Annotated in this window: 21 protein-coding genes; 9 read left to right on the top strand and 12 right to left on the bottom strand. The window is 70.5% G+C overall.

Annotated elements, in window-relative coordinates:
• The 6 genes from ACMA1D_RS22845 to dnaA all read right to left on the bottom strand — a co-directional run.
• On the bottom strand, positions 1 to 1,078 hold a 1,078-nt coding region (locus ACMA1D_RS22845; protein WP_414725931.1), incomplete at its 3' end, for an ATP-binding protein.
• 1,062 nt (positions 1,079 to 2,140) lie between these two features.
• Positions 2,141 to 2,758, bottom strand: a complete 618-nt coding sequence (locus tag ACMA1D_RS22850; protein WP_414725879.1) for a DUF721 domain-containing protein — start codon at positions 2,756 to 2,758, stop codon at positions 2,141 to 2,143.
• Complete coding sequence (recF, locus tag ACMA1D_RS22855) at positions 2,755 to 3,900, bottom strand: DNA replication/repair protein RecF (RefSeq protein ID WP_414725880.1); 1,146 nt, start codon at positions 3,898 to 3,900, stop codon at positions 2,755 to 2,757. Before recF ends, ACMA1D_RS22850 begins: the two co-directional genes overlap by 4 nt.
• A 120-nt stretch (positions 3,901 to 4,020) precedes the next feature.
• Positions 4,021 to 4,905, bottom strand: a complete 885-nt coding sequence (gene gnd, locus ACMA1D_RS22860; RefSeq protein WP_414725881.1) for a phosphogluconate dehydrogenase (NAD(+)-dependent, decarboxylating) — start codon at positions 4,903 to 4,905, stop codon at positions 4,021 to 4,023.
• A gap of 227 nt (positions 4,906 to 5,132) precedes the next feature.
• On the bottom strand, positions 5,133 to 6,263 hold the full coding sequence (dnaN, locus tag ACMA1D_RS22865; RefSeq protein WP_414725932.1) for a DNA polymerase III subunit beta: 1,131 nt from the start codon (positions 6,261 to 6,263) through the stop codon (positions 5,133 to 5,135).
• Between the two features lie 1,284 nt (positions 6,264 to 7,547).
• Positions 7,548 to 9,590: a chromosomal replication initiator protein DnaA gene (dnaA, locus tag ACMA1D_RS22870; RefSeq protein WP_414725882.1), complete on the bottom strand. Its 2,043-nt coding sequence runs from the start codon at positions 9,588 to 9,590 to the stop codon at positions 7,548 to 7,550.
• Between the two features lie 421 nt (positions 9,591 to 10,011).
• Between dnaA and rpmH the strand changes: the two genes are divergently transcribed.
• The 9 genes from rpmH to ACMA1D_RS22915 all read left to right on the top strand — a co-directional run bounded on the left by rpmH (position 10,012) and on the right by ACMA1D_RS22915 (position 17,037).
• Positions 10,012 to 10,149 carry a 50S ribosomal protein L34 gene (gene rpmH, locus ACMA1D_RS22875; protein WP_003949374.1) on the top strand — a complete coding sequence of 46 codons (138 nt, stop codon included), beginning with the start codon at positions 10,012 to 10,014 and terminating at the stop codon, positions 10,147 to 10,149.
• 16 nt (positions 10,150 to 10,165) lie between these two features.
• Positions 10,166 to 10,588 (top strand): ribonuclease P protein component, encoded by a 423-nt coding sequence (gene rnpA, locus ACMA1D_RS22880; protein ID WP_349989841.1) that lies wholly within the window; start codon positions 10,166 to 10,168, stop codon positions 10,586 to 10,588.
• Positions 10,585 to 10,902, top strand: coding sequence for a membrane protein insertion efficiency factor YidD (gene yidD / locus ACMA1D_RS22885; protein WP_414725883.1), 318 nt, complete (start codon positions 10,585 to 10,587; stop codon positions 10,900 to 10,902). Before rnpA ends, yidD begins: the two co-directional genes overlap by 4 nt.
• A 3-nt stretch (positions 10,903 to 10,905) precedes the next feature.
• A complete protein-coding gene (yidC, locus tag ACMA1D_RS22890) occupies positions 10,906 to 12,135 on the top strand; it encodes a membrane protein insertase YidC (protein WP_414725884.1) in 1,230 nt (409 codons plus the stop codon).
• 15 nt (positions 12,136 to 12,150) lie between these two features.
• Positions 12,151 to 12,657 carry a protein jag gene (locus ACMA1D_RS22895; protein ID WP_414725885.1) on the top strand — a complete coding sequence of 169 codons (507 nt, stop codon included), beginning with the start codon at positions 12,151 to 12,153 and terminating at the stop codon, positions 12,655 to 12,657.
• Between the two features lie 126 nt (positions 12,658 to 12,783).
• A complete protein-coding gene (rsmG, locus tag ACMA1D_RS22900) occupies positions 12,784 to 13,500 on the top strand; it encodes a 16S rRNA (guanine(527)-N(7))-methyltransferase RsmG (RefSeq protein WP_349989845.1) in 717 nt (238 codons plus the stop codon).
• Positions 13,501 to 13,838: 338 nt separating this feature from the next.
• Positions 13,839 to 14,987, top strand: coding sequence for a ParA family protein (locus ACMA1D_RS22905; RefSeq protein ID WP_349989846.1), 1,149 nt, complete (start codon positions 13,839 to 13,841; stop codon positions 14,985 to 14,987).
• Positions 14,984 to 16,150 (top strand): ParB/RepB/Spo0J family partition protein, encoded by a 1,167-nt coding sequence (locus ACMA1D_RS22910; RefSeq protein ID WP_414725886.1) that lies wholly within the window; start codon positions 14,984 to 14,986, stop codon positions 16,148 to 16,150. Before ACMA1D_RS22905 ends, ACMA1D_RS22910 begins: the two co-directional genes overlap by 4 nt.
• Positions 16,151 to 16,419: 269 nt before the next feature.
• Complete coding sequence (locus ACMA1D_RS22915) at positions 16,420 to 17,037, top strand: GNAT family N-acetyltransferase (RefSeq protein ID WP_414725887.1); 618 nt, start codon at positions 16,420 to 16,422, stop codon at positions 17,035 to 17,037.
• An 81-nt stretch (positions 17,038 to 17,118) separates the two neighbouring features.
• On the opposite strand, the gene trxA is transcribed toward ACMA1D_RS22915, so the two are convergent.
• The 6 genes from trxA to murJ all read right to left on the bottom strand — a co-directional run bounded on the left by trxA (position 17,119) and on the right by murJ (position 25,051).
• Entirely contained in the window at positions 17,119 to 17,448 is a 330-nt protein-coding gene (gene trxA, locus ACMA1D_RS22920) for a thioredoxin (protein WP_414725888.1), read from the bottom strand.
• Between the two features lie 44 nt (positions 17,449 to 17,492).
• Entirely contained in the window at positions 17,493 to 18,452 is a 960-nt protein-coding gene (gene trxB, locus ACMA1D_RS22925; RefSeq protein WP_414725889.1) for a thioredoxin-disulfide reductase, read from the bottom strand.
• A 273-nt stretch (positions 18,453 to 18,725) separates the two neighbouring features.
• Positions 18,726 to 19,754, bottom strand: coding sequence for an anti-sigma factor family protein (locus ACMA1D_RS22930; protein ID WP_414725890.1), 1,029 nt, complete (start codon positions 19,752 to 19,754; stop codon positions 18,726 to 18,728).
• Complete coding sequence (sigM, locus tag ACMA1D_RS22935) at positions 19,751 to 20,440, bottom strand: RNA polymerase sigma factor SigM (protein WP_414725891.1); 690 nt, start codon at positions 20,438 to 20,440, stop codon at positions 19,751 to 19,753. Before sigM ends, ACMA1D_RS22930 begins: the two co-directional genes overlap by 4 nt.
• A 37-nt stretch (positions 20,441 to 20,477) precedes the next feature.
• Positions 20,478 to 22,205 (bottom strand): protein kinase family protein, encoded by a 1,728-nt coding sequence (locus ACMA1D_RS22940; RefSeq protein ID WP_414725892.1) that lies wholly within the window; start codon positions 22,203 to 22,205, stop codon positions 20,478 to 20,480.
• A gap of 110 nt (positions 22,206 to 22,315) precedes the next feature.
• Positions 22,316 to 25,051 (bottom strand): murein biosynthesis integral membrane protein MurJ, encoded by a 2,736-nt coding sequence (murJ, locus tag ACMA1D_RS22945; RefSeq protein WP_414725893.1) that lies wholly within the window; start codon positions 25,049 to 25,051, stop codon positions 22,316 to 22,318.
• Positions 25,052 to 25,056 lie beyond the last annotated feature (5 nt).

Here is a 25,056-nt window from a genome sequence, read left to right on the forward strand (position 1 = left end):
CCTCACCCGTGAGGTTGTCGTCCTTCTCGCGCAGCAGCTTCTTCTCCCGCGCGTACTTGTTGATCAAGTACGTGAGCGCCGCGCGGAAGCCCTCCTCGTGGGTGCCGCCCTCATGGGTGTGGATGGTGTTCGCGAAGGAGTAGACACCCTCGGTGTACTGGGTGTTCCACTGCATCGCGACCTCGACGGAGAGCAGCCGCTCCTTGTCCTCCGCCTCGATGTCGATCACCGTGGGGTGCACCAGCTCGCCCTTGCGGGAGTTGAGGTACTTCACGAAGTCGACGATGCCGCCCTCGTAGTAGTACCGCGCCGAGAGCGGCTTGCCCTCCTCGTCCACGTGCGCCGCGCGCTCGTCGGTGAGGGCGATGGTCAGTCCCTTGTTGAGGAACGCCATCTCCTGGAACCGGCGGGCCAGCGTCTCGAACGAGTACTCCGTCGTCTCGAAGACGTCCGGGTCGGCCCAGAAGGTGACCGTGGTGCCGGTCTCCTGCACCGCCTCGTTCTTGGCCAGCGGGGCGGTCGGAACGCCCAGCTTGTAATCCTGCGTCCAGCGGAAACCATCCCGCTTGACCTCGACGGCGACCTTCGTCGAGAGCGCGTTGACGACGGAGACGCCCACGCCGTGCAGACCACCGGAGACGGCGTAGCCACCGCCGCCGAACTTGCCGCCCGCGTGCAGCACGGTCAGCACGACCTCGACGGCCGGCTTCTTCTCCACCGGGTGCAGGTCGACGGGGATGCCGCGCCCGTTGTCGATGACGCGCACGCCACCGTCGGGCAGGATCGTCACGTCGATCGTGTCCGCGTGTCCGGCCAGCGCCTCGTCAACGGCGTTGTCCACGACCTCCTGGACCAGGTGGTGCAGACCGCGCTCACCGGTGGACCCGATGTACATGCCGGGCCGCTTGCGGACCGCGTCCAGGCCCTCAAGGACCGTGATCGCACTCGCGTCGTACGAGGACGTCGCCTCGGCTCCGACGGGGTCCTGTACGGCGGCGTCCTCCGCGTTCGGGGAAGCGGTGATCTTCTCGTTGGGGTTGCCGGAATCGGCCACGAAGCGCCCTTTCTGGCACAGCAGAGCCGAACCCCTGGTACGGAGGACCGGCCTTGTCTTTCGAATGCCCCGCACACACGTGAACCACCGTGTGCGCAAGCGGCGACGGTGTACTTCAGTCTACCGGTAAGCACTGACAGAATTGGGGCTTGCGGGCGTCTGAGTCGGCGACTGCCGCCCTGAACCTCCACCTTCCTACTCCCCATATCTGGTCCGGGCCTCCAAGAGGCTCACACAGGCACTCAGCGCTTCGACCCAACAACGACCGGCAATGTGACCGTCGTCTCACCCCTCTCGCCCGTCCCAGCACCGCACCAGCGCCGTATGAGGGGAGCACGAGGCCCCGCCGAGGACGGGGGTACGCGCCCGCCGGCGGAACGCCGCCCCACTCCCCGCGCCCACCGCGTACGCCCATCGCCGCGCCGCGCACCGCCGGCGAACGCATCACCGCAGGTCGCAGAAATATGCCAACAACACATGGGGAGCGCACAGGCCCCCGACACCGCGTCACCCCGCCCGCCCCACCGCGGGGCCCCCGGTCCTTCCCACCCGCCCCGCCCCGCACGGCTGAATTCCGCCGTCGCACCTTCCTCGGCACACCCGGCCGGGGAGCGCTGCGAAACGCCGCGGGACGCGGGGGGTAAGGGGGCACCGGGAGCGGACAGGGAGGCGCGGGGCCGGGAGGGGAGAGAGGCGGAGCAGGTACGCGAGAACGCCAAGCGGGCCGGCGCGCAGCGGAGTTGCCCCCGGGCCGGGCCCCCATCCGCGTACGAGCACCCACGTACGAGCATCCGCGTACCAGAGAGCAGGCAGCACACGGGGGCACCAGGATGCGACGGAGAACAAGGCCACCGAACCGGCACGCAAAGCAACCTGCCGCGCCCCAACACCCCGGCGGGCAAGCGGAGTTGATGCCTCATACCATCGGCACCAGCCGCCCCGGCCGACCCAACAGCCAACGCCCCGTACGGCCGCCGACCCCATCAGCCGGCACCGAAACCGGCACCAGCCCCGCACGCCGGCGCACACCACACACCGCACGCCGGCGCCGGCCATCGCCCGTACGCCCGCCGCAGCCGCGCCAGCTCAGCCGTACGTGTCGCCCGGGCCGCGGCTGCCCGGCGCGCGCAGCGGCCCGTACCGCCGGCTCGGGCCGCCCGGTCCGAGGACCTTCAGCAGTCGGACGGTCCCCTGGCCCAGATCCGCATTGAGTCGGGCCACCAACTGCGGTGCGAGAAGCCGGAGTTGAGTGGCCCAGGCGGTCGAGTCGCAGCACACGGTCAACACCCGGGCGTCCTCGTCGTACCGCTGCGGCTCGCAGTGCTGGGCCACCTCGGGCCCCACCAGTTGCGGCCAGCGGCCCATCACGCCGCCGACCGCGGCCGGGGCCTCCCAACCGCGCTCGGTGATCAGCCTGTTGATGGCGGCGCCGAGCGGCAGCGGATCGCGGCCGTCCGCCCGCGCGCCGGAGCGCAGGCCGCCCCGCCGCGCCTGCTTCTTCTGCTGCACCGCGGCACCGTGCGCCCGGGCCCGCTCCTTCGCCGCGCGCAGCGCCACCCGGGCCAGGTCGACACCAGTCGGCTCGGCCGACGCACCGGCCGCGGCCGGGCGCTCCGCCGCGGCGGGGCGCCCGGCATCCCGGCCCGCTTCCGTCCCGCGCACACCCTCGGCATCCCGCCCGGGGCCACTCACCGACCAGGTCATACGCGTTCCACCACACCTTCCGAGACCGCGTACCGCGCGCCCGCGAGCGCCCCCGGAACGTCATCGTCCACCGCGGCCGTCACCAGCACCTGCTCCCCCGGAGCGACCAGTTCCGCGAGCCGCTCACGGCGGCGCGCGTCGAGTTCGGCGAAGACGTCGTCGAGCACCAGGACCGGCTCGTTGCCCTCGGCGCGCAGCAGGTCGTAGGAGGCGAGCCGCAGCGCCAGCGCGTACGACCAGGACTCGCCGTGGCTCGCGTACCCCTTCGCGGGCAGGTCACCCAGCTTGAGCAGCAGGTCGTCGCGGTGCGGGCCGACCAGCGTGACGCCGCGCTCGATCTCCCGCTTGCGGGCCTCGCCGAGCGCCGCGAGCAGCAGCCCGGACAGCTCGGAGCGGTCCGTTCCGGCGTGCAGCCCCGCCGCTCCGGCCGCCTCGCCGATCGAGCTGCGGTACTCCAGACCGACCGGCCCGCCCCCCGGGGCGAGCTGCTCGTACGCCTTGTCGGCCAGCGGGTGCAGCGCGGCCACCAGGTCGAGCCTGCGGGCCAGCAGCTCCGAACCGGCCTGGGCCAGGTGCTGGTCCCAGACGTCCAGCGTCGACAGGTCGAGCTGCCGGCCGCCGTGCCGGCGGGCCATGGCCGCCGTCTTCAACAGCGTGTTGCGCTGCTTGAGCACCCGGTCGTAGTCCGAGCGCACCCCGGCCATCCGCGGCGACCTGGCCGTGACCAGCTCGTCGAGCAGCCGCCGCCGCTCGCCGGGGTCGCCCTTGACCAGCGCCAGGTCTTCTGGGGCGAACAGCACGGTCCGTACGATGCCGATCACGTCACGCGGTCTGACCTGCGACGATCGGTTGATCCTGGCGCGGTTGGCCTTGCCCGGGTTCAGTTCGAGCTCGATGAGCTGCTGCCGGTCGCCCTGCACCACGGCGGCCCGGACGATCGCCCGCTCGGCGCCCATCCGCACCAGCGGGGCGTCCGTGGAGACCCGGTGGCTGGCGAGCGTCGCGAGGTAGCCGACGGCCTCGACCAGATTGGTCTTGCCCTGCCCGTTGGGCCCCACGAAGGCGGAGACGCCCGGGTCGAGCGGCACCTCGACCCGGGCGTACGAGCGGAAGTCGGCGAGTGACAGATGCGAGACGTGCATGGCTCCCGTATCGACCTCCCCCGTCGTTCCTGCGTTGGGTGCGGCCCACCGGGGACCGCACGACCTGCGATGACTCGTGCTGTTACGCGTGCTGTGACGCGGGCGCGGAAGGGCCCGCGATCACTTGTCCGTGCTGCTCGTCACCGCGTGGCCGCCGAACTGGTTGCGGAGCGCGGCGATCATCTTCATCGACGGCGAGTCGTCCTGCCGCGAGCTGAAGCGGGCGAACAGCGAGGCGGTGATCGCGGGCAGCGGCACCGCGTGGTCGATGGCCGCCTCGACGGTCCACCGGCCCTCGCCGGAGTCCTGCGCGAAACCGCGCAGCTTCTCCAGGTGCTCATCGTCGTCCAGCGCCCGAACGGCCAGGTCAAGCAGCCAGGACCGGATGACCGTGCCCTCCTGCCAGCTACGGAAGACCTCGCGGACGTCGGTGACCGAGTCCACCGCCTCCAGCAGCTCCCAGCCCTCGGCGAAGGCCTGCATCATGGCGTACTCGATGCCGTTGTGCACCATCTTGGCGAAGTGGCCGGCGCCGACCTTGCCCGCGTGCACCGAGCCGAATTCGCCCGCCGGCTTCAGCGCGTCGAAGATCGGCTGCACCTTGGCGACGTGTTCTTCGGCGCCGCCGTACATCAGCGCGTAGCCGTTCTCCAGGCCCCACACGCCGCCGGAGACACCGCAGTCCACGAAGCCGATGCCCTTCTCGGCGAGCTCGGCGGCGTGCTTCTCGTCGTCCGTCCAGCGCGAGTTGCCGCCGTCGACCACGACGTCGCCGGGCGACAGGAGCGCCCCGAGCTCGTCGATCGTGGACTGGGTGGGTGCCCCGGCGGGGACCATGACCCACACCACGCGCGGCCCCTGAAGCTGGCCGACCAGTTCTTCCAAGCTCGCCACGTCGGCGAGATCCGGGTTGCGGTCGTATCCGATGACGGTGTGGCCTGCACGGCGGATGCGCTCGCGCATGTTGCCGCCCATCTTGCCAAGACCGACGAGACCGAGCTCCATCACTAATCCTTCTTGCCGGAGTGAGTGCGTTGGGTAACGCAGCCGAGCCTACGCCGGCGGCCGTGTGCACGACTGTGGGCTCCACCGCTCATACGGGATGTCCGGCACACTCCGGAACCTCACGCTTTGCCCGGTGGAAACGGCGCCCACTGTGCTCACTCTGAGCCACCCTGACGCGATCCGCGCGGTGGGCCGTGGACGCTGCCACGGCCCGGCCTCTCCGCGCCTCAGCCCGACAGCCGCACCGGCATGATCAGGTACTTGTACGCCTCGTCCGCCTCCGCGTCGACCGCGGGCTTGCCGCTCAGCAGGGCGGGCTTGGTCGAGGTGGTGAAGGAGAGCTGGGCCACCGGCGAGTCGATGGCGCTGAGCCCGTCCAGCAGGAAGGTCGGGTTGAAGGCGATCGAGATGTCGTCGCCGTCGAGCTGCGCGTCGACCCGCTCCACAGCCTGTGCATCGTCGCTGGAGCCGGCCTCCAGGATCAGCACGCCCTGCTCGAAGCTCAGCCGGACCGGGGTGTTCCGCTCCGCCACCAGGGCCACGCGCTTGACGGCCTCGACGAACGGCGCGGTCTCGATCACGGCGATGGAGTTGAACTCCGTCGGGAAGAGCGTGCGGTACTTCGGCAGGTCGCCTTCGAGGAGACGGGTGGTGGTCCGCCGCCCGGCGCCCTCGAAACCGATCAGCCCCTCGCCCGCACCCGACCCGGCCAGCGCGATGCTCACGGTGTCACCGCTGGTCAGCGACTTGGCGGTGTCCAGGAGCGTCTTGGCGGGCACCAGCGCGACCGCGGACACGTCGGCCGCCTCCGGCTTCCACAGGAACTCGCGGACCGCGAAGCGGTAGCGGTCGGTGGAGGCGAGGGTGACGTGGTCGCCCTCGATCTCGATGCGCACACCGGTGAGCACCGGCAGCGTGTCGTCACGGCCGGCGGCGATGGCGACCTGGGCGGCAGCGGCGGCGAACACCTCACCGGGCACGGTGCCGGTGGCGGTGGGCATCTGCGGCAGCGCCGGGTACTCCTCCACCGGCAGGGTGTGCAGGGTGAAGCGGGAGGATCCACAGACGACCGTCACCCGTACACCGTCTGTGGAAATCTCCACCGGCCGGTTGGGCAGCGCCCGGCAGATGTCGGCGAGCAGCCGGCCGGAGACCAGGACGGTGCCGTCCTCCTCCACGTCCGCCTCGACGGAGACGCGGGCGGAGACCTCGTAGTCGAAGCCGGAGAGGCTCAGCGCGCCCTCCTCCGCCTTCAGCAGCAGGCCCGCGAGGACGGGGACGGGCGGACGGGCCGGGAGGCTGCGGGCTGCCCAAGCCACTGCCTCCGCGAGTACATCGCGCTCCACCCGGATCTTCACCGGAACCGCCTCCTGCTGTTGCTGACTCGCCCTGCTGGCCTTCGTCGTCGGCTGATTGCCGGAGACCAGTCTGACGTACGCCACCGACAGCGAGCGCGCCTCGGGGTCAAGTCCGTACGAAGGCGTTCGAGCGACCCGCAGCCAAGTTGTGCACAGGCCCCACTTCGAAACGAACTTCTCGCTCTAACTGTGTGGTCGTAGTAGTAGGGCCTGTGGAAACCGTGGATAACTTCCTTTGCGCAGGTCACAGCGCATTTTTTGTCCACTGACCCTGTGGGCGACGGCGGTGGATAACTAGGGGTCGCTGTGGACCACCGAAAGTTCTGCACACCCGATACACAGGGGAGGGCTAGTTCTCCCCAGCCGCGTCCCCAGTTTTACCCAGGTTCTGCACAGCCCAACCCGAGGGGTTGATGTGATGCCTTTCACTCGTGACGGTGAGAGCGGGTGTCATGTTGCCGAACAGTGGACAACGGTGTGGAGAAGACACCAAAAGCTGTGCACAAGCGCCGCTGAGCTGTGGGTAGCCGGTGGACAACCGTGGGGAGGGGGCTGTGGATAAAAAATCATCCACAGCCTGTGGATAGTGGTTGGCCACAAATCCACACCCCTCTGACCTCGGAAGATCCTCCCGCACCCGGGGTGCCTGTGGACACAGTTGGGATAGTCCAGACGTCCCCAACCTGTGGACGCAAAATAGTGGGCACATCTGTGGAGAAGACCCGTGTCCCCCCTCGAATTCGAACAAGCTGGCCGCCGAAGTGCCCTCGCCGTAGCCACCCCGTAGCCGTCCCCCGACGCGTTCCGGACCGATCGGTGAACGCAGAAAGGCGCCCCAGGATCGCTCCAGGGGCGCCTGACGAAGGCGGCTTCGGCCGTACACACCTGTGCACAAGGGTGGGGAAAGCGACGGCGGGTCCGGCGCCCGCCGCCCCGTCAGCCCGGCCCGTTCGCCCCGCCGCCCACGCCATCCGCCGGCCCAACGGGCCCCGGCGAACCGGCGGTTGGCGGACCCGAAGGAGCCCGGCCGCGTACGGCCGCGCGGGCTCGCGCGCGTACCGCCGACAGGTACCCAGCCGCTGACGCGCACTCAGCCACAGCCACGGACGGCGACTCGTACGGTCGCGCGGGATGGCAAGAGACGCCGTACGAGGGCGCGGGGGCCGACGGGCTCGTACGGCTGGGGCCAGCACGCGCGCGAGGAGGTTGCCGCAACGGGGACGGGAACCAGGGCGGTGGATCGCCGGACGACGGCCCCGCGGGCGACTCGCGGGCGGGGTGGCGTCAGCCGTTCTTGATGCGGTTGGTGAGCTCGGTCACCTGGTTGTAGATGGAGCGCCGTTCGGCCATCAGCGCGCGGATCTTGCGGTCGGCGTGCATCACCGTCGTGTGGTCACGGCCGCCGAACTGGGCGCCGATCTTCGGCAGCGACAGGTCCGTCAGCTCGCGGCAGAGGTACATCGCGATCTGCCGCGCCGTCACCAGCACCCGGCTGCGCGACGCGCCGCACAGGTCGTCGACGGTGTGCCCGAAGTAGTCGGCGGTCGCCGCCATGATCGCGGTCGCCGTGATCTCCGGCGCCGCGTCCTCGCCGCCGGGGATCAGGTCCTTCAGCACGATCTCGGTCAGCCCCAGGTCCACCGGCTGCCGATTGAGGCTGGCGAACGCGGTGACCCGGATCAGCGCGCCCTCCAGCTCCCTGATGTTGCGCGAGATGCGGGAGGCGATGAACTCCAGCACCTCGGGCGGCGCGTTGAGCTGCTCCTGCACCGCCTTCTTGCGCAGGATCGCGATCCGCGTCTCCAACTCGGGCGGCTGCACATCGGTGATCAGCCCCCACTCGAAGCGGTTGCGCAGCCGGTCCTCAAGGGTCACCAACTGCTTGGGCGGCCGGTCCGAGGAGAGCACGATCTGCTTGTTGGCGTTGTGCAGCGTGTTGAAGGTGTGGAAGAACTCCTCCTGCGTCGACTCCTTGCTCGCCAGGAACTGGATGTCGTCCACGAGCAGGATGTCCATGTCGCGGTACCGCTTGCGGAAGGCATCGGCCTTGCCGTCGCGGATGGAGTTGATGAACTCGTTGGTGAACTCCTCCGAGCTCACGTACCGCACCCGGGTCCCCGGGTAGAGGCTGCGCGCGTAGTGCCCGATGGCGTGCAGCAGGTGCGTCTTGCCGAGCCCGGACTCGCCGTAGATGAACAGCGGGTTGTACGCCTTGGCCGGCGCCTCGGCCACCGCCACCGCGGCGGCGTGCGCGAAGCGGTTGGAGGCACCGATGACGAAGGTGTCGAAGAGGTACTTCGGGTTCAGTCGCGCGGTCGGCTCGCCGGGGCCGGAGGCCGGCGCGGGCTGCGCGGCGAGCGGCCCCGGCGCACCGGTGGGCGCGGTCGGGCCGCCCCCTGGCCCCGGGCCCGGACCACCGGGGCCCGGCCTGGGCAGCACGGACGAGGGGTCGGCGGGGTCGCGGCGCGGCCCGTCGTAGGGCCCGCCGCCGTGGGCCGGCGGCGCGTGCTGGGGGTGCTGGCCGCGTTGTGCGTACGGGTCGGAGTCCGGGAAGCCGCCGAGTCGGGGCTGCTGCCAGTTGTAGTCGCCGCGCCCGTCGGGCCCGGCGCCACTGCCGGACCGCGGCCAGGCGCCCGGCTCGGGGCGCTGCTGCGCGTAGTCGGGGTAGGCGGGACGGGCGCTGGGCAGTTCGTCACCCGGGCGGCCGTAACCCTCCCGCCCGTCGTACGACTCCCGGCTGTCGCGCCCGTCGTAGCCGCCGGGGGCCTCGCGCGCCTCGTACGCCTCGCGTCCTTCGTAGGCGTCCCGCTGGTCGTACGCGTCCCGCCCGTCGTACGGCTCGTAGCCGTCCCGGGCGCTTTCGTACCCCTCGCGCGCGTCCCGTCCGGAACGCACCTCCCTGGCGTCGCGTCCTTCGTAGGCGTCCCGCCCGTCGTAGCCCTCGCGCGGCGCGTCTCCGTACCGGGACTGCTGGCCGGCGTGCGCCGACGGGTGCGGCGGTGGCGTGTGCTGCTGCGGGGGGCCCTGGGGCTGGGGTGCGACGGGTTCGTTCTTCGAGTCGTCGACGGTGATCGCGATCCGGATCGGGCGCCCGCACTCCCGGCTGAGCGCATCGCTGATCAGCGGCGCGAGCCGGCCCTCAAGCACACCCTTGGCGAACTCGTTGGGCACCGCGAGCAGCGCGGTGTCGGCGACCAGCGCCAGCGGCTGGCAGCGGTTGATCCAGTGCTCGTCCTTCGCCTCGACGCCCTGCCCTCTGCCCTCGCCCCGTAGCTGCTCCAATACGCGTGGCCACACTGCGGCAAGATCAGCAGGTACGTCAGCCACAGGGCACGCTCACTCACTCACTCGGAGGGGGACGCCGACAGGTCCCACGAATGCGTGGTTCTTGGGACGGGCGGGAAGGATTCGAAGTTCCGCCACGGTAGTCAGGCCGACGCGGGTGGTTCAAGTCGTTGTCCACAGGGTGTGTACAAATGTGCCATGCGCCGTCGCCCCGTGTTCTGGCGACCCGGTATACGGTGGCCGCGGAGTGGTACGCCCGCTCTGGTTTGACCGAATGGCGTAGCCGCGCGTACCGTGACCAGGTCGAGTTGTCGATGGCTGCTGCCGCCTGCCTCCGATGGGCATACATCCACGAACCGTGGTGAAGAAGCGGTGCACTCGGGCGTATGCGAGCTTCTCGTGGGCGCACGGTGACAGCCAGGCGATGTCCCGCCACCACACGAATCATTTCTGGAGCCCCCGAGTGAGCAAGCGCACCTTCCAGCCGAACAACCGCCGCCGCGCGAAGACCCACGGCTTCCGGCTGCGTATGCGCACCCGTGCCGGCCGCGCGATTCTCGCGTCCCGCCGTGGCAAGGGTCGCGCCCGCCTGTCCGCCTGACCGCACAGGTCATGACGTGCTGCCTTCCGAGCATCGGCTGAGGCGGCGCGAGGACTTTGCGACCGCGGTACGCCGAGGACGCAGGGCCGGGCGCCCGCTCCTCGTCGTGCACCTTCGAAGCCGCACCTCGGACCCGCACCCACCTGGGGAAATCGTTCCCCCGGTGCGTGCGGGTTTCGTCGTCAGCAAAGCGATCGGCAACGCCGTCACCCGCAACCTGGTGCAGCGCCGTCTGCGCCACCTGGTGCGCGATCGGCTCGACCGCTTCCCCCCCGGTAGCCTGGTAGTCGTACGGGCGCTGCCCGGCGCTGGCGAGGCGGGCCACGATCAGTTGGCCCACGACCTCGACACCGCGATACGGCGGCTGCTGGGCGGGGCCTCCTCTGAGACCCCCTCGGCGAAGCCCGGGGGAGAGACCAAGGGGAGGGTGCCGCGATGAAGTACCCGCTGCTGTGGTTGATCAAGCTCTACCAGTGGACCATCAGCCCGATGCTGGGGCCGGTCTGCAAGTACTACCCGTCGTGTTCGCACTACGGCTACACGGCCATCAACGTGCACGGCGCGGTGAAAGGCACGGCGCTGACGGCCTGGCGCATCCTGCGCTGCAACCCGTGGTCGCACGGAGGCGTCGACCACGTACCCGCCCGGAAGCGACCGGTGTGGCACCAGTGGCTACGCGACCGCCTCGGCGGACGAACCACGGCCAAGGCCGCCGCCCAGCCCGAGACTCAGCCCAACGCCCAAGGAGCCTGATTCGTGGACACGATCCTCGGTCCTCTCTATGAAGTCGTTTCCTGGATCATCGTCCAGTTCCACTCGCTGTACAGCCTCGTCTTCGACAAGAACAGCGGCTGGGCTTGGGGTCTGTCGATCGTCTCGCTGGTGGTGCTCATCCGCATCTGCCTGATCCCGCTCTTCGTGAAGCAGATCAAGGCGACGCGGAACATGCAGGCGCTCCAGCCCCGGATGAAGGCGATCCAGGAGCGCTACAAGAGCGACAAGCAGCGTCAGTCCGAAGAGATGATGAAGCTGTACAAGGAGACGGGCACCAACCCGCTCTCCAGCTGTCTGCCCATCCTGGCGCAGTCGCCGTTCTTCATCGCGCTCTACCAGGTGCTCAACAAGATCGCGAACAACCACCCGGTCGGCTCGATCAACCAGGACCTGGTGGACAGCGCCCGTGAGGCGCACATCTTCGGCGCCCCGCTGTCCGTGAAGTTCATGAGCAGCGCCTCCAAGGTCGAGGGGCTCGGGGCCTCGCTCACCGACGTGCGCGTCGTCACGATCACCATGATCATCCTCATGTCGGCGTCGCAGTTCTTCACCCAGCGTCAGCTCATGACGAAGAACGTCGACCTCACGGTCAAGACGCCGTTCATGCAGCAGCAGAAGATGCTGATGTACATCTTCCCGATCATGTTCGCCGTCTTCGGCATCAACTTCCCCGTCGGTGTCCTCGTCTACTGGCTGACCACCAACGTGTGGACCATGGGGCAGCAGATGTACATCATCCGCCGCAACCCCACCCCCGGCAGCCTCGCCTACACCAAGCGCCAGGAACGACTGCGGGCCAAGGGCAAGCTCAAGGAGGACCCGGAGGTCGTCGAGGCGCGGCAGGCGGTCGAGACGGCCCGGGCCAACCGCACGCAGCCCAAGCGCCAGTCCAAGTCGCAGCGCCAGTCCGGGGCGGCCCAGGGCGGCACCAAGACGGCGGGCACGGCGCAGGGCGGCGCGAAGGACGAGCCGACGGACGCCAAGCCCGGCCAGGCATCGAGCACCCGGGGCGCGGGTCGGGCCAGGGCCACGGCGCAGGCCGGCGGTGCGAAGGGCTCCCCCGCGCAGTCCGGCAAGCCCTCGCTGGAGAAGGGGAAGAAGGGGGCCCAGTCCGGCAAGTCCACCGGCAGCTCCGCCTCCGGTTCCTCCCGTAACGCCAAGTCCGGGCAGCGCAAGGGCCAGCGCGGCCCCAAGCACCCGTCCAAGAAGTAACGAAGGAGTCCATCCGTGACCGAAGGCACCACCCCGGCCGAGGGTGTCGACACCCTGACCCGCCTGGAGCAGGAAGGCGAGATCGCGGCCGACTACCTTGAGGGCCTGCTGGACATCGCGGACCTCGATGGCGACATCGACATGGATGTCGAGGCGGACCGCGCCGCGGTGTCGATCATCAGCGACTCGACCAGCCGTGATCTACAGAAGCTGGTCGGCCGGGACGGCGAGGTGCTGGAAGCGCTACAGGAGCTCACCCGGCTCGCGGTGCACCGGGAGACCGGCGACCGCAGCCGGCTGATGCTGGACATCGCGGGCTTCCGGGCGCGCAAGCGGACCGAGCTCTCGGAGCTGGGTACCCAGGCCGCCGAGGAGGCCAAGGGCAGCGGTCAGCCGGTGAAGCTGGACCCGATGACCCCCTTCGAGCGCAAGGTCGTGCACGACGCGGTGGCGGCGGCCGGCCTGCGGAGCGAGTCTGAGGGCGAGGAGCCCGAGCGTCGGGTGGTCGTCCTTCCCGCGTGATCTGTTCCACCCCCTCCGGGCCCGGCGCCTGAGAGGGAGACCGTACGTCCGGCCCCGTCTGTCCACAGGCGGGGCCGGAGTTTGTCAGCTAGGGCAACGGCATGTCGAGAGGAAGGACGGTCCCTCGTGGCGGAGGCAACGGAGGAACTTCCCCCAGCGCCGGAGGCGGCGCGAGAGGTGTTCGGTGACCGCTTTCCGGAGGTCGTGCGGTACGCCGAGCTGTTGGCCGATGTCGGGGTCACCCGCGGGCTGATCGGACCGCGCGAGGTGCCGCGGCTGTGGGAGCGGCACCTGTTGAACTGTGCCGTGCTCTCCGAGGCGGTCCCCGAAGGCGTCACGGTCTGCGATGTGGGCTCGGGGGCCGGGCTGCCGGGCATCCCGCTCGCCCTGGCCCGCCCGGACCTGCGGATCACCCTGCTGGAGCCGCTGCTGCGCCGGACCAACTTCCTTCAGGAGATGGTGGAGCTGCTGGGCCTGGACCACGTCACGGTGGTGCGCGGCCGGGCGGAAGAGGTGCTGGGCAAGCTCCAGCCGGTGCACGTGGTGACCGCGCGTGCGGTGGCGCCGCTGGACCGACTGGCGGGGTGGGGCGTGCCGTTGCTCCGCCCGTACGGCGAGATGCTGGCGCTCAAGGGCGACACGGCGGCCGAGGAACTGAAGAGCGCCCGGGCGGCCCTCAGCAAGCTCGGCGTGGTGGAGACCTCGGTGCTCCAGGTGGGAGCGGGCATCGTCGATCCGCCGTCCACGGTGGTGCGGGTCGAGGTGGGCGAGAGCCCCGGCGGAGTGCGGTTCGCCGCCAAGCGGGCGAAGGCCGCCCGGAAGGGGCCGCGCCGCCGCCGCTGAGTGGGGTACGGGCCCGGCGCCCGATTCCGCGGTCCCCTGTGGCGTAGGGGAGCAGCGGTTCGCGCCCCCGGTGGAGAGCCGTGCTGGGTAGCTCGTACGGAGCACACCGCGCAGAGCGGGCAGTGCTCCATACAAGCTGCCAAAACTATGCATATCGGAGTGTCGGGGTGGTGCGCGGGACGACCCCGTGCATCGTGTTTCACGTGAAACGTCGCTCTCTGCTGCATGGAATCATCAGCCGCGGCCGTGCGGCTGCCACACCGCGCGACCTCCGGGCCCGACGGGGGGCTGATTTATCCACAGGAGGACGGGCCTCGCTGGTTCACAACCCCGAAAGCATGACAGGCTCTATCCATCGCGAGCCTGATGTCGAGGAGAGTGAATCCTTGCGGTCCGACGCCAACATCGCGGGGCCGATGACCGAACCGGTCCCCGGCCCCCGTACCGCTGAGCCCTCCCCGGGCGTACACCCGGGGCATCCAGCCTCGGGGGAGGATGTTTCACGTGAAACGCCGCCTCCGATGGACGGCTCCCCTGGCTACGAGGGGGAAGCTCCGGCGCCCATCGGCCGAGCGGCACAGCTTGCCGTAGCGGCCCTGGGACGCTCGGGTGAGGGCCTCCCCCGTCCCCAACAGACCCGAGTCATGGTGGTGGCCAACCAGAAGGGCGGCGTGGGCAAGACCACGACGACCGTCAACCTGGCGGCTTCGCTGGCCCTCCATGGCGCCCGGGTACTGGTGATCGACCTGGACCCGCAGGGGAACGCCTCCACCGCCCTGGGGATCGACCACCACGCCGAGGTGCCGTCCATCTACGACGTCCTGGTCGACAGCAAGCCGCTGTCCGACGTCGTGCAGCCGGTGCCCGACGTGGAGGGGTTGTTCTGCGCGCCGGCCACCATCGACCTGGCTGGTGCGGAGATCGAGTTGGTCTCCCTGGTGGCCCGGGAGAGCCGCCTTGAGCGCGCCATCCAGGCGTACGACCAGCCGCTGGACTACATCCTCATTGACTGCCCGCCCTCGCTCGGCCTGCTGACGGTCAATGCGCTGGTCGCCGGCGCCGAGGTGCTCATCCCGATCCAGTGTGAGTACTACGCGCTGGAGGGGTTGGGCCAGTTGCTGCGGAACGTCGAGTTGGTACGCGGCCATCTGAACCCCAAGCTCCACGTCTCGACCATCCTGCTGACGATGTACGACGGCCGTACCCGGCTGGCTTCGCAGGTGGCGGACGAGGTGCGCAGCCATTTCGGCAGCGAGGTGCTGCGTACGAGCATCCCCCGCTCCGTACGGATCTCCGAGGCCCCGAGCTACGGGCAGACGGTACTCACCTACGACCCGGGGTCCAGCGGGTCGCTCTCCTACCTTGAGGCGGCCCGCGAGATCGCGTTGCGCGGGGCCGGCGTCTACTACGACGGGCACCATGCGCACGCGACGTCCAACGGGAATCCACAGCTTGAGCAGCACGATATGTCGAAGGGGATGCAGTGACTGAGCGACGGAGGGGGCTGGGCCGCGGACTTGGCGCGCTGATTCCCGCTGCCCCGAAGGGCACCGACGGCGCTTCGCCGACGGTGGGCGCCGGTGCGGCCTCGCCGACGGCGGTCCCCGTGCTCTCGCCCGAGCGGGGCGTTGCGGCGGCCAAGGTCACGACCTTGCCTCCCGGCGGCTCGACGCGTGACGAGACGGTCTCTCCAGCGAGCGTTTCACGTGAAACCGAGGGCGTGTTCCACGAGGACGTCGTATCGGCCGCGTCGATCGATGGCGGCCTGGGCGCCCACTTCGCCGAACTGCCGCTGGACTTCATCACCCCCAACCCCCGCCAGCCGCGCGGCGTCTTCGACGAGGACGCCCTTGCCGAGTTGGTGACCTCCATCCAGGAGGTCGGGCTCCTCCAGCCGATCGTCGTCCGTCAGTTGGGCCCCGAGCGCTACGAGCTCATCATGGGCGAACGGCGCTGGCGGGCCTGTCGCGAGGCGGGCCTGGAGCAGATTCCCGCGATCGTCCGGGCCACCGACGACGAGAAGATGCTGCTGGACGCGCTGCTGGAGAACCTGCACCGCGCCCAGCTCAACCCGTTGGAAGAGGCCGCGGCGTACGACCAGTTGCTGAAGGACTTCAACTGCACGCACGACGAGTTGGCCGACCGCATCGGGCGCTCCCGCCCACAGGTCTCCAACACGCTGCGGCTGCTGCGGCTGTCGCCGTCCGTGCAGCGCCGGGTGGCGGCCGGGGTGCTCTCGGCCGGACATGCCCGGGCGCTACTCGCGGTCGACGACTCGGAGGAGCAGGACCGGCTGGCCCACCGCATCGTCGCGGAGGGGCTCTCGGTGCGGGCGGTGGAGGAGATCGTGACCCTGATGGGGTCGCGGCCGAACAGCACGCAGAAGGCGAAGGGCCCGCGGGCCGGCGGCCGGGTCTCGCCCGCGCTCACGGACCTGGCCTCCCGGCTCTCCGACCGCTTCGAGACGCGGGTGAAGGTCGACCTGGGCCAGAAGAAGGGAAAGATCGTCGTCGAGTTTGCCTCGATGGACGACCTGGACCGCATCCTGGGCACCCTGGCGCCGGGCGAGGGCCGGGTGTTGCAGAACCGGCTCACCGCGGAAGAGACATCCGAGCAGCAGCCGACCGAGGACGACACGGCTGCCGAGTAGGCCGTCCTGACGAGCGGGCCGTGCTCCGGTATCGGGGTGCGGCCCGCTCGCTGCGTGGGAGTCGGTACCGGGGGATTCTGCTCGTGGATACGATGCGTACGAGTGGCACGTCCGCGCGGAGGGCGGCTCCCGGCAGGGTGAGCCGCACCGGTTGGGCGACGGCTGACCCGCGGCGCGGGTCGCTGGAGACCTCGTGGACGGCCTTGCGGAACGCAGCGCACTGTCGGCCGCTCGACGGCGGCCGGTGAGGGAAGCGAGGAACTGGCTAGATGGGGCGTCGGCTCGTACCACTCACCCTGGACAACCTCACCGACCTCCCCAAGCGCTGCCGCGCCTGCGTCTTCTGGGAACTCGACCCCGTCAGTGGTGAAGCAGCGGTGCGCGCCGGGCGGCCCGAGGTCGAGAAGGAGGCGTGGATCTCGGCAGTGCTCCTGGAATGGGGGTCCTGCGGCCGGGTGGCCTATGTGGACGAGGTGCCGGTGGGCTTCGTGCTCTATGCGCCGCCGGCGTACGTGCCGCGGTCGCTGGCCTTTCCCACCAGTCCGGTGGGGGCGGACGCCGTGCAATTGATGACGGCCTGGCTGATGCCCGGCTACCAGGGGCAGGGGCTCGGCCGGGTGATGGTGCAGGCCGTGGCCAAGGACCTGATGCGGCGCGGGGTGAAGGCCATCGAGGCGTTCGCGGACGCGCGGTGGGAAGAGCCCGCGTGCGTGCTGCCGGCCGACCATCTGCTGGCGGTCGGCTTCAAGACCGTACGGGCACATCCTCGCTTTCCCCGGCTACGGCTGGAGCTGCGGGCCACGATCTCCTGGAAGGAAGACGTGGAACTCGCCCTGGACCGGCTGCTGGGGGCCGTACAGAAGGAACCGGTGCTCCGCCCGCTGTAGTGGGCGCGGCACGGACGCCGAAGACGTGTGGGCCCGCACCCCGAGGGGGAGCGGGCCCACACGTCGTAGGTCCGGGTGTCCTCAGCCGAGGAAGTCGGACAGCTCGCGCTCAAGGGCGGCCTTCGGCTTGGCGCCCACGATGGTCTGCACGACCTCGCCGGCCTTGTAGACGTTCATGGTCGGGATGGACATGACGCCGTACCGCGCGGCCACGTCCGGGTTCTCGTCGATGTTGACCTTGACGATCTCGATCTTGTCGCCGTGCTCGGCCGCGATGGCCTCAAGCGACGGGGCGATCATGCGGCACGGACCGCACCACTCGGCCCAGAAGTCGACCAGAACGGGCTTGTCGTTCTTGAGGACGTCCTCGTCGAAGGAGGCGTCCGTTACGTTCTTCAGCGTGCCAGCCACAGCGTTTCCTCGTTTCGGTGATGCAGGGGTGAAGGGAGAGAAGGTCAGACGGCAGCGGCCGGCGGCTCGTCGTCCGCAAGCCCGGCCAGGAAGCGCTCGGCGTCCAGCGCGGCGGAGCAGCCAGTACCGGCGGCGGTGATGGCCTGGCGGTAGGTGTGGTCCACGACGTCGCCCGCGGCGAAGACGCCCGGCAGGTTGGTGCGGGTGCTGGGCGCCTCGACCTTCAGGTAGCCCTCGTCGTCCAGGTCGAGCTGGCCCTTGAAGAGCTCGGTGCGCGGGTCGTGGCCGATCGCGATGAACAGGCCGGTCACCGGAAGCTCGGAGGACTCCCCCGTCTTCAGGTTCCGCAGGGTCAGGCCCGAGAGCTTGCCGTCACCGTGGATCTCGGCGACCTCGCTGTCCCAGACGAAGGAGATCTTGGGGTCGGCGAAGGCGCGGTCCTGCATGGCCTTGGAGGCCCGCAGGGTGTCCCGGCGGTGGACGATCGTCACGGAGGAGGCGAAGCGGGAGAGGAAGGTGGCCTCTTCCATCGCGGTGTCGCCGCCGCCGATCACGGCGATGTTGTGGTCCTTGAAGAAGAACCCGTCGCAGGTGGCGCACCAGGAGACGCCGCGGCCCGACAGCTCGTCCTCACGCGGCAGTCCGAGCTTGCGGTGCTGGGAGCCGGTGGTGACGATCACGGCCTTCGCACGGTGCACGGTCCCGGCCGAGTCGGTGACGGTCTTGATCTCCTGGGTGAGGTCGACGGCGACCACGTCGTCGGGAATGAGCTCCGCGCCGAACCGCTCGGCCTGGGCCCGCATGTTGTCCATGAGGTCGGGGCCCATGATGCCGTCCCGGAAGCCGGGGAAGTTCTCCACGTCGGTGGTGTTCATCAGAGCACCACCGGCGGTCACGGCGCCCTCAAAGACCAGCGGCTTCAGCGAGGCTCGGGCGGTGTAGAGCGCGGCCGTGTAGCCCGCGGGCCCGGAACCGATGATGATCACGTTGCGGACGTCGCTCACGGATGTCTTCCTTGTCTCTGCCGACGACGGATTGGAGGCAACCGACCGGCGATCGTTCCCGGAAAACTGCTGCCATCCCACCCAACGGATACTACGGGGCGGGCATTCCCGGAAGCCCTCGGCTACCGTCCGTGTTCGTCTCCGGGGCGCAGCCGCACCATGCCCCAGCCGCACCGTGCCCCGCTCGCACTGGACCAGTCCCGCTGCGGATCAGCCGCGCCGTGGTACCCCCATGCCGTGGGACTTCCGCCCCCGTGCAACCCCCGTACTGCGTCAGCCGTGCCGCGGGAAGCTGTGCTGGGCCAGCACGGTGCCCGGCGGCGAGGGGCTCTCCCGCGTACAGGCGGCGTCGATCACGAAGGCGTCGATCGTCGTGTCATCGCCGGGGTGCGGCAGCAGGACGAGATAGGCGGGCTTGCCGTCGTAGGTGTCTTCCTTGACGGCCAGCGGTTGTTCGGGGCGTTGGGTGCCCTGTTGGACACAGGAGGGGACGGCTGCGGCACCGGCCTCCAGCGGAGCGTTCGGCGAGGAGTCCATGTCGACGCCGCGGGAGGCCTTGCCGAGCGGCTTGGCCGTGGTGGTGTCGAGCAGCGCCCGTACGTCCCCGGCCAGGTCGGACGCGGTGATCGCAGTGCCCTCCGCCGTAGCCGGGCCTGGGGAGGGCGTGTCGTCATCGGTGGTGTGCTGCACGAGGAACGTGCCCACGCCAAGCACGGCCGCCGCGCACGCGGTGCCGAGCAGGGCGGTCTGCCAGCGGCGGCGACGCCGGGGGCGGGCGCCGGATCCGGTGGTCGACCGGCCGGGGCCGGTAGCCGAGCGGGCGCGGCCCGGCGGGCGGTCGGGGCCGGCGGTCGTCGTTTCACGTGAAACATCGGCCGTTTCCCGCGTCGAACCCGCTGTCGGCTCAGCCGTTCGTTCCTCTGCCGGCCCCGCTGCTGTCTCCCGCGCTGCTTCCCGTACGGGCTCGGCCGTCGATCCTGTCGCTGTTTCACGTGAAACCACGACGGTGGCGGTCTCCTCGTCCGCCCCCTCGGGGTGGGTCACGGTGGAGTTCAGTAGGGCTTCGGCGGCCAGGGCCGCGTCGATCCGCCCGGCGACGTCGGCCGGCATCCGGGCGGGCCCCGGCAACGTGCCGAGCAGTCCGCGGATCTCCTCCAACGAGGCGTGGACGTCGGCGCACAGCGGGCACAGCGCCAGGTGTTCGCGGACGGGGCGAACGCGGTGTGGGGGGAGCACGCCTTCGGTGAGGGCGGAGATTTCCGCGACCTCCGGGTGCTCGTCCGTGCCGGTCGTCGATGTCACGCTCGCCCACCTCCGCCCTTCACGGGATCTGCGTCATTCGGTTCTGCTGGCGGTGAGACGGATGCCCCCTGCGCCCGGTTCCTTCCCCCGCCCGACTCGGCGTTATCCCGTTCCTTCGGGTGGAGATGTGACAGCAGAGGTAGGAGTCGAGCCCGTCCTCGGGCACACCGGCTCTTGATGGTGCCGACGGCCACGCCGAGTACGTCGGCCGCCTCCGCCACCGGATAGCCCTGCATGTCGACGAGGACGAGCGCCGCCCGCTGTTCTGCCGGGAGGGTGCGGAGCGCCTGGAGGAGTTCGCGGTGCAGGTCGTGTCGCTCGGCCGGGACCGCGGCCGACTCGTGCGGCTCCAGGAGCTGTTCCAGCCGCTCGGTGTCGTCGGTCGGCGAGGTCTTGCGGGTGACGGCCTTCCGGGCCCGGTCCAGGCAGGCATTGACGGTGATGCGGTGCAGCCAGGTGGTGACGGCCGACTGGCCGCGGAAGGTGTGGGCGGCGCGGTAGGCGGACACCAGGGCGTCCTGCACGGCGTCCGCCGCCTCTTCGCGGTCGCCGAGGGTACGCAGCGCCACCGCCCACAGTCGGTCGCGATGGCGCCGGACGATCTCGCCGAAGGCGTCGGGATCGCCCGCCACATGGCGGGCGAGGAGCTCACGGTCATCCACGTCGCCGTGTGCGGCGTTCTGCACCGGAGCCCCCTCTCGTGCCTGCCGCGCCGGACGCGGATCAACCCGTGATCTTGATCTCCGAGATGCCCCCGCGGTACCCGTCGGCGGTGCCGTCGCTGGGCAGTTCGGTGATGTGGATCAGTACGTACCGGGTCTGGACCGGCTTGTCGAGAGTGGCGGTCAAAGTGCTGTCCGCCCGCTGGAGCTTGCTGAGCTTCTGCGGGAAGTCCGACAGCGTGCTGGGCGATGTCGCACCGGCGTCGGCGGCCAGCACCTCGACGGTTTGCCCGGGGGCGTAGAAGTCGACGTTGACGCCCGCCACGTCCTGGGGGCTGCCGAGGTCGACCACGATGCCGCTGCCGTCCAGCCGGTTCTTGAGGTTGCCGAAGTTGGCGTAGCCCTCGTAGCGCTTGGTGATCCAGGCGGTGCCGGGCTGCTTGTCGATGGCCGCGGCGACGCGCTCCGGGGCCAGCGGGGTGTCCAGCGGTGAGAACTCGCTGGCGTCTTCGATGGCCAGCGGCTTCGGCGCGGGCTTCGGCGGGCGCTGCTCGTTCTTGTCGTCCTCGTGTTGGCCCGAGTCGCTGGACTCGCCCTCTTCCTTCAGCAGGATGTCCGCGAGCTGCCAGCTCCCCAGCCCGATGGCCGCGATGATCAGGGCCGAGACGGCCCACTTGAGCACCCGCCCGGCCCGGCTCTGGAGCGGTGGCGGGGGCGGTGGGGCCACGGGGGCCAGCCGGCGGGCGCCGGTGCCGCCGTGGGTCGGCGGCTGGGCGTAGGCGCCCTGTTGGTAGGTGGTGTGCTGGTAGGCCGGGGTGGCGGTGAACGACGGCTCCGGTGGGCGGACCCGCGGCATCTCCGCCACGGCCGCGGCGAGCTCACCCGGGGTGGTGCACGGCGGCTCCTGCCGGGAGGCGGTGGCACCGTCGTTCACCAGGGCCCGCATGGCGAGCTCGGACAGCCCGCGGTGGACCCCCGCGCGCACCTGGTCCGGTGCGATGAGGCCGACGCCCTTGGGGAGCCCGGCCAGTCCGTGCGCGTCGCTCTCGTACGGCCAGCGCTGGGTCAGCGCGGCGTACAACAGGGCGCCGATCGCCTCGGTGTCCGTGCGGTGCGGCTGGCTGGCGGTGATGCCGCGCAGCGCGGCCATGACGGCGAGGCCGCGGATGCGGTACTGCCCCGACTCGGTGCGCAGCACGGAGTTCGGCGTCAGCCGCAGGTGGGCCAGGCCCTCGCGGTGGGCGGCGGCCATGGCCTGGGAGACCTGGCTGACGAGTTGGTAGGCGTCGTGCGGCTCCAGCGCCCCGGTGGCCAGCACGGTGGTGAGCTCGGTGGCGTCGGAGATCCACTCGTGGACGACGTAGACGAGGTCGTTGTCCTCGACGGCGTCCAGCACCTGGACGAAGCGGGGATCGCCGAGCAGCGCGGCGGAACGGGCGGCGGCCAGGACGGGGCGGGCCCGCGGATGGTCGGCTGGCAGGACGTGCACGCCGACGGCCCGGCGCAGCATTTCGTCGACGGCACGCCAACTGCTGAATCCGTCCAGTCGGGTGACGCACTCCTCCAAACGGTAGCGTCTGGCGAGCTTGTGACCGCTGTGCAGGTCGGGGGGGCTGGTATCGGCCGATGCGCTCTGGCCCTTGCCGGCAGGGCGCGCGGTCTCTGTGTTGTTGCTGGCCTTGTGCTCGGCCTTAGCCTCGTCGGTCGTGGCCTGGTCCGCCTTGGCGGTCAGCGGCTTTCCGCCGCTGCTATCGGCCACGTCGACGGCAGCCGTACTCCGGTCCGCCACCGTCGTTCCCTGCCTCCCCATCCGTTGCGCCTCTTCCACGGCCACGACAATTGTGCCCACAGTCCGCCGCCCTGCACGACACGCGATGGCGGACGAAGGTTGTGCTGCGGTCAGCGGCCCAGGCGCCCGCGGACCATTCCGACCATCGCGGTCAACTCCTGGATACGCATGCGTCTGGCCGCGATGTAGAAGATCCCGATCAGTACGATCCCGCCGCCGATCAGGGAAGCGAGCGAGCCGGCGATCCCGCTGCCGAGCGACTGGGTGATGGCGTACGCGGTCGCGCCGGCGAGTGCGGCGGCGGGGATGCAGGCGCCGAAGAGGCGCGAGTAGGTGCGTGCCACGTGCCGTCCGTCGAGATCGCCGCCGAGCCGGTCGCGCAGCCGCTTCCAGGCGATGCCCACGCCGACCGCGTAGGCCAGGCCGTAGGAGGCCGCCATGCCGACCACGGCCCAGCGGGGCGGCAGCAGCACGTAGCACAGGCCAGAGGCGGCGGCGTTTATGGCCGCGACGATGACCGTGTTGTAGAAGGGGGTGCGGGTGTCCTCGTACGCGTAGAAGCCGCGCAGGACGACGTACTGGACGGAGAAGGGGATCAGGCCGAGGCCGAAGGCCATCAGGATGTAGCCCATGGCGCGGGCCGCTTCGACGCCCGAGGAGCCGAAGAGCAGGGTGCAGATCGGGACGCCGAGGGCCACGAAGCCGAAGGCGATGGGCACGATCGCCACCGCCGAGGTGCGCAGGCCCTGCGACATGTCATCGCGGACCGCGCCCACGTCGCCGTCGTGGGCGGCCCGGGAGAGCCGCGGCAGCATCGCGGCCATGACCGAGACGGTGATGATGGCCTGCGGCATGCCCCAGATGAGCTGGGCGCTGGAGTAGCCGAGGATGCCGGTGCCCGGGTAGCCCTGGTCGGCTGCGGCGGAGCCGGCGCCGGTGGCGAGCTGGGTGACGACGATGACGCCGGCCTGGTTGGCGAGGACGAACAGCACGGTCCACTTCGCCAGCTTGGCGGACTTGCCCAGCCCGTGGCCGCGCCAGTCGAACCGGGGCCGGAACCGGAAGCCGGCCTCGCGCAGGTAGGGGATCATCGCCAGCGACTGCACGGTGAGGCCGAGCAGCGTGCCCACCCCGAGCAGCCTGATGCCCTCGGAGGGGATGGTGGTGACGCCGAACTCGGACTTGCTCGCCGAGCCGTAGACGTAGATGAACATCCCGAACGTGGCGATGATGACGATGTTGTTGAGGACCGGGGTCCACATCATGGCGCCGAACTTGCCGCGGGCGTTGAGGATCTGGCCCATCACCACGTGCACGCCCATGAAGAAGATGGTGGGCAGGCAGTAGCGGGCGAAGGTGACGGCGACCTCGTTGGCCGCCGGGTCGCCGGCGATCTCGGGGGACATCATGTGCACGAACAGCGGCGCCGCGAAGACCGAGGCGGCGGTGAGCGCGATGAGGATGACGATGACGAGCGTGAGCAGCCGGTTGGCGTAGGCCACGCCGCCGTCCTCGTCCTCCTTCATGGCACGTACGAGCTGCGGTACGAAGACGGAGTTGAGGCCGCCGCCGACGGTGAGGAAGAAGATCATCGTCGGCAGCGTCATGGCGACGGTGTACGTGTCGCCGAGGGTGGCGGCACCGAGCGCCGCGACGATCATCATCTGCCGGACGAAGCCGGTCAGCCGGGAGACCATGGTGCCGGCCGCCATCAGGGCGCTGGACTTCAGCAGGCTCGCCGCCTTGCCCCCGGCCGGCTTGGGCGCGGCCTGCGCCGCCGCGGCCTTCAGCGCCGCGGGCGAGCCCAGCATCATGGTGGCGTCGGCGCCCTGGCCCGGCCCTGCGCCCGCCGGCGCACCGGGCGCCGCGGGGCGGTGGTGGCGGCCCTGCGGCGGGCCGGCCGGGGCCTGCTGACCACGCGGGTCGTGGCCCTGCTGCTGGTACTGGTCCTGCGGGGCGCCCTGGGCCGCCTGACCGGCTTGCCCGGCCTGAGCTGCCTGGTCATAAGGATTCTGCTGGTAGTACTCCGGCTGACCGGTCTGCTGCCCGTACCCCGCCTGCTGGGCGTACTGCCCGTGCGCGTCGTACTGCTGCGGGTAGTCGCCGCCCTGTTGCGGATACTGCTGGGGCTGCCCGTAGCCCGCTGCGTAGTCCCCCTGGGCCTGTTGCTGGCCGTACTGGCCGTGGCCGTAGGCGTCGGGGCCCTGCGGCGCGGGGCGCTGTGGCTCGTAGGGCTGCTGGTCGCGGAAGAGGTGGGCGAAGGCGTCCGGCTCCGGGCGCTGCTCCCCGCCCTGACCGGCCAGGGCGTCGCCGCCGTACGGGTTCTGGGCGGAGCCGTCGCCGTACCCCGGGTAGTGCGCCGGCTGGCCGGACTCCGGCGCGGACGGCCAGGCGTTCGGGTCCTGCTGCTGCCCGGGAGCGGGCTGGTGGTAGAGGTGCTGCGTCGGGTCGGCGGAGCCGGGCGGCGGCTGGGCCTGCTGGTCGTAGAACCCGTCGCCGCCCTGCACCCGCGGATCGTGCTGGGCGTACGGGTAGGGGGAGTAGCCGTCCTGCGCGTACGGATCCTGCTGGTAGGACGGTTCGCTGTAGGGCGCGTACTGCTGGTAGGCCTCGTCGGTATAGACCGGGAAGGAGCCCGTGACGTACGGCTGCTGGAAGAAGCCCTGCTGGTAGACGTCCTGCGCGTACGGGTCGGGGGTGTACGAGTCCTGCGGGTAGGACGGCTGGTGGTAGGAGGAGGCGTAGGACGGGTCGTGGGCGGAGGCACCGGAGTGGTACCCGTGCCCCTGGCCCGAGGGGTCCGCGCCCGCGTCACGGTCGCGGTCACCGTTGTACGGCGCGTTCATCGCTA

Origin of the sequence: Streptomyces sp. 796.1 (assembly GCF_047525675.1) — a bacterium.
In the GTDB taxonomy this organism is placed as follows: Bacteria; Actinomycetota; Actinomycetes; order Streptomycetales; family Streptomycetaceae; genus Streptomyces.